This is a genomic window from Nocardioides sp., from assembly GCF_024509035.1.
GTDB lineage: Bacteria > Actinomycetota > Actinomycetes > Propionibacteriales > Nocardioidaceae > Nocardioides.
Genome location: NZ_JANINT010000059.1, coordinates 1 through 7152, shown reverse-complemented (window position 1 = coordinate 7152; position 7152 = coordinate 1). Strand labels below are relative to the sequence as shown.

The following is a 7152-nucleotide window of genomic DNA, read 5'->3' as shown; positions in this document are numbered from 1 at the left end:
TCAGGGGCCTCGGTCTCAGGGGCCTCGGTCTCCGCCGCCTCGGTCTCCGGCGCCTCGGTCTCGGCGTCCTCGGTCTCGGTCGGTTCCGTGGTGGGGGTCTCCGTGGCCTCGTGCTGGGCGCGCGCCTCGGCGGCCCGCGCCTGACCGGCGGCCGCGTGCTCGTTGACCTCGTGGCCGTTCTTGTTCAGCACCGGCGAGCTGGTCGTCGTGGATGCCGCAGCGTCGGCGGAGTCGTTGCCGGTCTGCGTCGCGTACGCCGTGCCGAAGGTGAGCGCTGCGGCGAGCGCTGCGGTCGCCGTGACAGCGGTGGTGGTCCTGCGCATGCGGGGCCTCCTGGGTCGGGGGTGGGGGTGGCGGTTGCCCGCCCGTACACCCTTGACCTGTCGCGACCGCGGCCCGGTGTTACACCGGACCAGGAGATTCTTCCCCCGCCGTTCGCGGATCGCTCACTCGAGGCTGTTGACCATGAACTGGGCGGCGTGGGTGACGTAGTCCCAGAACTTCGCGTCCTGCTCCGGGGTCAGGGCGACCTCGTCGAGCCCGGCCCGGAAGTGCTGGAGCCAGTGGTCCTTCGCCTCCGGGGTGACGGCGAAGGGGGCGTGTCGCATCCGCAGCCGAGGGTGTCCTCGGCCCTCGGAGTAGGTCGTAGGCCCTCCCCAGTACTGCACCAGGAACAGCAAGAACCGCTCCTCGGCCGGGCCGAGGTCCTCCTCGGGGTAGAGCGGACGCAGCACCGGGTCCTCGGCGACGCCCTCGTAGAACTTCGCGACGATCCGCCGGAAGGTCTCGAACCCGCCGATCTCCTCGTAGAACGTGCTCACCCGGTCCATTCTGGCGGTCGCCCGGTGAGCGGTGCTCAGCGGCGTGCAAGACTCCGGATGTTCCGGACTCGCGGGCGACAGACCCGCCCACCATCACGTCAACCATGAGGAGTGATCCGCACATGGCAACGACTCGCACCGCCACCACGCACTGGGAAGGCAGCCTCTTCGAGGGGGGCGGCAAGGTCACCCTCGAGTCCTCCGGGATCGGCACCTACGAGGTCTCGTGGCCCTCGCGGGCCGAGGAGGCCAACGGCAAGACGAGCCCGGAGGAGCTGATCGCGGCGGCCCACTCGTCCTGCTTCTCGATGGCGCTGTCGAACGGCCTGGCGAAGGCCGGGACGCCGCCGACCGCGCTCGACACCAAGGCGGAGGTCGAGTTCACGCCCGGCACCGGCATCACCGGCATCAAGCTCACCGTCACCGGCGTGGTCGAGGGGATGAGCAACGACGACTTCGTCGCAGCCGCTCAGGCCGCCAAGGAGGGGTGTCCGGTCAGCCAGGCGCTCGCCGGCACCACGATCACGCTCGAGGCGTCGCTCGCCGGCTGAACCTCGGGTCCTCACGGCCTCTCGACGGGCTCCTCCCCAGCGTGGGAGGGGCCCGTCGACGTCTCGTGGCCGATGTCGTGGCCGATGTCCTCGCGGTGCCAGATCACCCGCTGGGGCAGCGGGATCTCGATGCCTTCGTGGTCGAAGCGCGCCTTGATGCGCTGGCGCAGCTCGCGGGCCACGCCCCACTGCTCCATCGGCGCCGTCTTGAGCAGCACGCGGAGTGTCACCGACTCGGGACCGAGCACCTCGACGCCGGTCACCTCGGGCTCCTCGATCACCAGGCCATGGAAGTCGTCGTCCTCCCACAGGTCGTGAGCGATGTCCTTGAGGACCCGGGTCACCCGGGCGAGATCCTCGCCGTAGGCCACCGACACGTCGACGACCGCGCGCGACCAGTTCTGGCTCATGTTGCCGACGCGCAGGATCTCCCCGTTGGGGACGTACCAGACCGTCCCGTTGAGGTCGCGTAGCCGGGTCACCCGCAGGCTCACGGCCTCGACCGTGCCGCTGGCCTCGCCGACGTCGACGACGTCGCCCACGCCGTACTGGTCCTCGAAGATCATGAAGATGCCGGAGAGGAAGTCCTTGACCAACGACTGGGCGCCGAAGCCGAGGGCGATGCCGATGATGCCGGCGCTGGCGATGATCGGGGCGATGTTGACCCCCACCTCGCTGAGGACCATCGTGCCGAAGACCGCGATCAGCAGACCGGTGATCACGCTCTTGAGCAGGTCGCCCATCGTCTTGGCCCGCTGCACCCGCCGCGTCGAGGCGGCCAGGTCCTGAGCGCTCGCGTGCTGCGCGGCCTTGCCGCGCAGACCGAACCGGCTCATCCGGTCGGGGAGCACGCCGTCCTCGGCGCGCAGCACCAAGCGGTCCACCAGTCGGTGCAGGAGCCACCGGACGACCATCATCAGCAGCAGCAGCCCGACGATGGCGAGCGGCTTGCCGATCAGGACGTCGACGGCGTTCGCCACCCGCTGGTTGTCGGTCATGTCGAAGGTCCAGTCACAGAGGTCGTGACCTTCGTCGCAGGCGCTGTCCTCGAAACCGAACATGGCCACCATGTGTACCGCACCGGACAAGGTCGGGCGAGCCGCGGTGGGGGCGTTACCCTTCTGCCCGTGACCACGCTCGCACACCTGCTCCGTCGTACTGCCGTCGTCCTCCTCGCGGGGGCGCTCGTCCTCGCCGCGTCCGGCCCGGCCGGCGCCGGGGTGCCGGAGGGCTGGGAGACGCCCGACCCGGTCGACCCGACGCAGGCGCTGCTGCTTCTCGGCGGGGTCCCGCTGCTGCTCATCCTCGTGATCACTCTGCTCGTCATGGCCCCCGGCCGCCGCGGCGGCGCACCCGTCGCCGCTGAGGACCACTGGTTCGGTGGCCCTCGGCAGGGCACCGCGGAGCTCCCCCCTGCGACCGGGGACGACCAGGCCACCGGCGGCACCAGTGCGCGCTGGTGAGCTGAGCGCCGCCGACCGGTTCTCGGTCGAGGAGGCGATCCGCGAGGCCGAGCAGGTCTCGCGCTACGAGTTCAGCGTGTTCGTGGGTCGCGCCGAGGGTGACCCGCGTGAGTTCGCCACCCGCCTCCACGCGGCCCTCGTGGCACCCGAACGGAGCCTCCTCGTGCTGGTCGACCCGCTCGCCCATGTGCTCGAGATCGTCACCGGATCCGTCGTACGCCGACACCTCACCGACCAGGAGGTCGAGCTGAGCGCGGCGCAGATGCAGAGCTCGTTCGCCGTCGGCGACCTCGTCGGTGGGCTGCGCCGCGGACTGCAGATGCTCGCCGACCACGCCCGCGCCCCGCACACGCTCCACACCGACTGACCCGAGATACGCCGAGGCGGCGCCAGTTCCTGGGAACTGGCGCCGCCTCGGCGTCGTTCAGCGGACACCGGGGCCTACTCGGCGTCCTTCGCCTGGGCGGCCAGGGCCCGGGCGACGTCGGCGCGGCCCTCGCGCACGTAGCGCTTCGCGGCCGGGTTGGCCGGCGAGGACTCCAGCCAGGTGTCGACGCGGTCGAGCAGCTCCTGGCTGGCCAGCTGGCGCGGGAAGATGAACTCCAGGGCGGTCGAGGCCCGCTGGGTGCCCTTCTCCTCCCACATCGTGTCGGCGGCGGCGAGGTACTTCTCGACGTAGGGCGCGAGCACCTCGTCCTGGCCGACCCGCTGGAAGGCGAGCACCACGCTGCGCTGGGTCTCGTTCGCGACGTCGTCGCGGACCATCGCGATCTCCCAGGCCTCGGCCTTCGCCTCGGCGGTGGGACGCGACGCCCGGGCGGCAGCTGCGTGCTCCTGGCCCGAGATCGTGTTGTCCGCGGCCGCCTCGGCCTCGATGCGAGTGCCCTCGCGCCCGTTGACCGCGAGCGCGGTGAGCAGCGTCCAGCGCAGGTCCTGGTCGACCGCGAGCCCCTCGATCTCGAGCCCGCCGTCCAGCAGCGCCTCGAGGTCGGTGACCGCCTGCTCGCTGTGGGCGACGGCGGCGTAGGCGCGGACGAACGTGAGCTGGTGGTCGCTTCCCGGCGCGGCGGCGAGCATGAGCTCGCGCAGTCCGGACTCGTAGCGGGCCCGGAGCTCGGCGCGGTGCGCCTTGGCGGAGTAGTTGTTCACCGCCTGCAGCGCGTACGTCGGGATGCGGTTGATGCCCCACGCGTCACTCTCCTCGCCGATGTTGGCGAGGACCAGCGCGACGAAGTCGGTGGCCGACATCTCGGCGTCGCGGGTCATGTCCCAGGCCGCGCCCCAGACCAGCGCGCGGGCCAGGGAGTCGTCGAGCTTGGAGAGCCCACCGATGACGGTCGCCAGCGAGCGCTCGTCGAGGCGGATCTTGGCGTAGGTCAGGTCGCCCTCGTTGAGCAGCAGCAGGTCGGGCTGCTGCTCGCCGACGAGCTCGGCGACCTGGGTCGAGGCGCCCTCGATGTCGACCTCGACCGCAGAGCGGCGCACGAGCCGGCCGTCCACCTCGTCGTACATGCCGATGCCGATGCGGTGCCGGCGCAGCGTCGGCCAGTCCGGGTGGGCGGTCTGCTCCACGGAGAACGAGGTGTAGCGGCCCTCGCCGTCGAGCTCGAAGCGCGGTGCCAGCGTGTTGACCCCAGCGGTCTGCAGCCACTCCTGCGCCCAGCCGGCCAGCTCGCGGCCCGAGGACTTCTCCAGGGCGGCGAGCAGGTCCTTGAACTCGGAGTTGGAGAACTCGAAGTCCTTGAAGTACTGGCGCAAGCCGGCCAGGAAGGGCTCGAGCCCGACCCAGGCGACCAGCTGCTTGAGCACCGAGGCGCCCTTGGCGTAGGTGATCATGTCGAAGTTGACCTCGACCGCGCGCAGGTCGTAGTTGTCCGCCGCGATCGGGTGGGTGCTCGGCATCTGGTCCTGCCGGTAGCCGGTCTGCTTGCGCGCGTTGGTGAAGCCGGTCCACACGTCGGTGAACTCGGTCGCCTCGACGGCTGCGTGGTAGCAGGCCCACTCCGCGAACGACTCGTTGAGCCAGAGGTCGTCCCACCACTTCATCGTCACGAGGTCGCCGAACCACATGTGCGCCATCTCGTGGAGGATCACCTCGACCCGGAACTCGTAGAACGCCCGGTCCTGGCGGCTGCGGGGGAGGTACTCGTCGCGCAGCGTGACGCAGCCGGCGTTCTCCATCGCGCCCATGTTGTACTCCGGCACGTAGAGCTGGTCGTACTTGCCGAACGGGTAGGGGTAGTCGAAGGCGTCCTCGAAGAAGCCGAAGCCCTGCTCGGTGATCTTCACGAGCTCCTCGACGTCGAGGTGCTCGACCAGCGACTGACGGCAGTAGTGGCCGAGCGGGATGTCGCCGTGCTTGCCGTGGTAGACGTGCTGGACCTCGTGGTACTCACCGGCGACGATCGCGGTGATGTAGGTCGACATCCGCTTGGTCGGTGCGAACCGCCACACGGCCTTGCCGTCGCCCGCGGGCTCCGGCTCGGGCGAGGGGGAGTTCGAGACGACCTTCCAGTGCTCGGGAGCGGTGACGACGAACGTGAACGGCGCCTTGAGGTCGGGCTGCTCGAACGTCGTGTAGACGCGGCGGGCGTCGGGCACCTCGAACTGCGAGTAGAGGTAGACGCGGTCGTCGGCGGGATCGACGAAACGGTGCAGGCCCTCACCCGTGCGCGAGTAGGTGCAGTCGGCGCGCACGACCAGCTCGTTCTCGGCGGCGAGGCCGGGGAGCGCGAGGCGGCTGTCGGCGTACGCCGTCGCCGGGTCGATCGCCTCGCCGTTCAGAGTGATCTCGTGGACGGTCGCGCCCACGAGGTCGGCGAAGGTCTCGGCGCCGGGCTCGGTGCAGGTGAACCGGATGGTGGTGGTCGAGCCGAACGTCGTGTCGCCTGTGGTGAGGTCGAGCTCGACGGTGTACGACGTGACGTCCAGGAGCGCGGCGCGGGTCGCGGCCTCGTCCCGGGTGAGGTTGGTTCCAGGCATGCGAGGCATCCTGCCACCCGGCTCCTCGCCGTGGGAAAGCAGATCCGCCGGCATGATGTGCGGGTGAGCGAGCCGAGCCGGACCCGCGAGGTCGCTCTGGTCTTCCTCCGTCTGGGCACCATCGCCTTCGGCGGGCCCGTCGCGCACACGGCGATGATGCGCGAGGAGCTCGTGCGCCGCCGCGGATGGGTCAGCGACGAGCGCTTCGTGGACCTCATGGGCGCGACGAACCTGATCCCGGGGCCCAACTCCACCGAGCTCGCGATCCATCTCGGTCACGACCGCGCGCGCGGTCGTGGACTGGTGCTGGCGGGCCTCTGCTTCATCCTGCCCGCCGCGCTGATCGTGACCGGGCTGGCCTGGGCGTACGTCGAGTACGGCGACACCCCGTCGGCGGAGTGGCTGCTCCACGGCGTGGTCCCGGCCGTGCTCGGCATCGTCGCCTGGGCGCTGGTCGGGCTGCTGCGCACGGTGGTCAAGGGCGCCTGGTGGGGCGTCCTCGCCGGGGCGGCCCTCGCGGCGTACCTGCTCGGCGTCAACGAGCTGGTCGTCCTCTTCGGCGGCGCAACCGTCGCGGGGCTGGCCCGACTCGCCACCCGCACGCGCGGATCGCACCCGGCCCTGCTGGCGCCGCTCGCCGTGCTCTTCCCCGACCCGACGGCCGGCCAGCTCGGACAGCTCTTCCTCACGATGCTCAAGATCGGCTCGGTGCTCTACGGCAGCGGCTACGTCCTGCTGGCGTTCCTGGAGGGCGACTTCGTGGACCGGCTCGGATGGGTCACCCACCAGCAGCTGCTCGACGCGATCTCGATCGGCCAGGTGACCCCCGGCCCCCTCTTCACCACGGCGACGTTCCTCGGCTACCTGGTGGCCGGACTGCCGGGAGCGTTCCTGGCGACCGTCGGGATCTTCCTCCCGTCCTTCGTGTTCGTCGGCCTGCTGACCCGGATCACCGACAAGCTGCGCTCCTCACCGTGGACCGCCACGATGCTCGACGGCCTCAACGTCGCCGCCCTCGCCCTCATGGCCGGGGTGTCGTGGCAGCTCGCCCAGCACGCGATCGTCGACGGCTGGACGGTGGCGATCTTCGTGACCGCCCTGCTGCTGATGTGGCGCACCAGTCTCAACTCCGCCTGGTACGTCGCGGGCGGCGCGGTGGCGGGAATAGTCCTCGGCCTGCTCGGTTGGGCTTGACATGACCACGACCAACGCTGACTTCTGGTTCGACCCCGTATGCCCCTTCGCCTGGATCACCTCGCGCTGGATCCTCGAGGTCGAGCAGGTCCGCGACATCGAGGTCACCTGGCACATCATGAGCCTGGCCTACCTCAACCA

General features: G+C 70.4%; 8 protein-coding genes and 1 pseudogene. 5 read left to right on the top strand and 4 right to left on the bottom strand.

Translation table 11 applies throughout. The annotated features are described in order from the left end of the window. Both Q0L15_RS05465 and Q0L15_RS05460 read right to left on the bottom strand, forming a co-directional pair. Positions 1–323, bottom strand: a 323-nt coding sequence (locus Q0L15_RS05465) for a hypothetical protein (protein ID WP_296602804.1), incomplete at its 3' end; no start/stop codon positions are given. 123 nt (positions 324–446) lie between these two features. Then, entirely contained in the window at positions 447–830 is a 384-nt protein-coding gene (locus tag Q0L15_RS05460; protein ID WP_296602803.1) for a globin, read from the bottom strand. 113 nt (positions 831–943) lie between these two features. On the opposite strand from Q0L15_RS05460, the gene Q0L15_RS05455 reads away from it, so the two are divergent. Next, the gene (locus Q0L15_RS05455; RefSeq protein ID WP_296602802.1) at positions 944–1372 is read left to right on the top strand and encodes an OsmC family peroxiredoxin; all 429 of its coding nucleotides are present in this window, start codon (positions 944–946) and stop codon (positions 1370–1372) included. An 11-nt stretch (positions 1373–1383) separates the two neighbouring features. On the opposite strand, the gene Q0L15_RS05450 is transcribed toward Q0L15_RS05455, so the two are convergent. Next, positions 1384–2433, bottom strand: a complete 1050-nt coding sequence (locus Q0L15_RS05450; RefSeq protein WP_296602800.1) for a mechanosensitive ion channel family protein — start codon at positions 2431–2433, stop codon at positions 1384–1386. A gap of 66 nt (positions 2434–2499) precedes the next feature. Here Q0L15_RS05450 and Q0L15_RS05445 point away from each other — a divergent pair, with 66 nt between their 5' ends. Then, complete coding sequence (locus Q0L15_RS05445; RefSeq protein WP_296602799.1) at positions 2500–2835, top strand: hypothetical protein; 336 nt, start codon at positions 2500–2502, stop codon at positions 2833–2835. Further along, complete coding sequence (locus Q0L15_RS05440; protein ID WP_296602797.1) at positions 2822–3202, top strand: DUF5130 family protein; 381 nt, start codon at positions 2822–2824, stop codon at positions 3200–3202. The genes Q0L15_RS05445 and Q0L15_RS05440 overlap by 14 nt, the downstream gene beginning before the upstream one ends. 74 nt (positions 3203–3276) lie before the next feature. Here the strand turns inward: Q0L15_RS05440 and pepN are convergent, their stop codons facing one another. Next, positions 3277–5817: an aminopeptidase N gene (pepN, locus tag Q0L15_RS05435; RefSeq protein ID WP_296602796.1), complete on the bottom strand. Its 2541-nt coding sequence runs from the start codon at positions 5815–5817 to the stop codon at positions 3277–3279. A gap of 63 nt (positions 5818–5880) precedes the next feature. On the opposite strand from pepN, the gene chrA reads away from it, so the two are divergent. After that, positions 5881–7011: a chromate efflux transporter gene (gene chrA, locus Q0L15_RS05430; RefSeq protein ID WP_296602794.1), complete on the top strand. Its 1131-nt coding sequence runs from the start codon at positions 5881–5883 to the stop codon at positions 7009–7011. A 1-nt stretch (position 7012) separates the two neighbouring features. Next, positions 7013–7152, top strand: a pseudogene (locus Q0L15_RS05425) (disulfide bond formation protein DsbA); the annotation flags it as partial.

Excerpts from the sequence above, each read along its gene's own strand:
- Q0L15_RS05460 (WP_296602803.1), bottom strand. The coding sequence starts at position 830 with ATGGACCGGGTGAGCACGTTCTACGAGGAGATCGGCGGGTTCGAGACC.
- Q0L15_RS05455 (WP_296602802.1), top strand. The coding sequence starts at position 944 with ATGGCAACGACTCGCACCGCCACCACGCACTGGGAAGGCAGCCTCTTC.
- Q0L15_RS05450 (WP_296602800.1), bottom strand. The coding sequence starts at position 2,433 with ATGTTCGGTTTCGAGGACAGCGCCTGCGACGAAGGTCACGACCTCTGT.
- pepN (WP_296602796.1), bottom strand. The coding sequence starts at position 5,817 with ATGCCTGGAACCAACCTCACCCGGGACGAGGCCGCGACCCGCGCCGCG.